The sequence below is a fragment of the Xanthomonas sp. LF07-6 genome, from assembly GCF_034105445.1.
Classification (GTDB): Bacteria; Pseudomonadota; Gammaproteobacteria; order Xanthomonadales; family Xanthomonadaceae; genus Xanthomonas_A; species Xanthomonas_A sontii.
The window spans coordinates 1-742 of the sequence record NZ_JAXGGI010000040.1; the positions used below are offsets into that span (position 1 = coordinate 1).

General features: G+C 71.6%; 1 pseudogene. It reads right to left on the reverse strand.

Annotated features, from left to right (window positions below):
* Positions 1–742: pseudogene (locus SLW56_RS20785) on the reverse strand (hypothetical protein); the annotation flags it as partial.

Sequence of the window (742 nt, forward strand, 5' to 3'; positions counted from 1 at the left end):
CGCGGCCGTGCTGCTGCCGCTGCCCAGCGCCACGGCGCCGGCCTGCGCCGCCGCCGCGCCTGCGCCCAGCGCCACGGCGTTGGCCACGGCCGAATCGTTCGCATCGCCCGCCACCGCCCTATTGCCCAGTGCCACCGCGCTGTCGCCGTACGCGTTCGCCGCCGCTCCCACCGCGGTGCTTTGGGCGCCAATAGCATTAGCGAAGGCCCCTATCGCCATACCATCCTTGCCGCTGGCAAGGGCAGAGACACCCATAGCCATGGCATCTTTGGCGATAGCCTGGGCGCTGGTGCCGAAAGCGCTGCTGTAGACGCCGCTGGCGTTGGCGCCGGTGCCGAAAGCGCTGCTGCCGCTGCTGGTGGCCTTGGCCAGGTAGCCAGCGGCGCTGCTGTAGCCGCCGCTGGCCTCGGCCAAGGTGCCGATGGCGCTGCTGGCGGCGCCGGTGGCCTTGGCCTGGTAGCCGATGGCGCTGCTGTAGTCGCCGGTGGCCTCGGACGCGTTGCCGACGCTGATGCTGTTGAGAGCTTGGGCCTTGCTGTTGTTGCCGACGGCGATGGCAGCGCCGCCGCTGGCCGTAGCCGCCTTGCCCAGTGCCACGGCGTTGACCACGGCCGGATCGTTCGCATCGCCCGCCACCGCGCCATTGCCCAGTGCCACCGCGCTGTCGCCGTACGCACTCGCCGCCGGCCCCATCGCGCTGCTGTCGGTACCGCTGGCAGTGCTGTCGGCCTTGGTCGAGTGA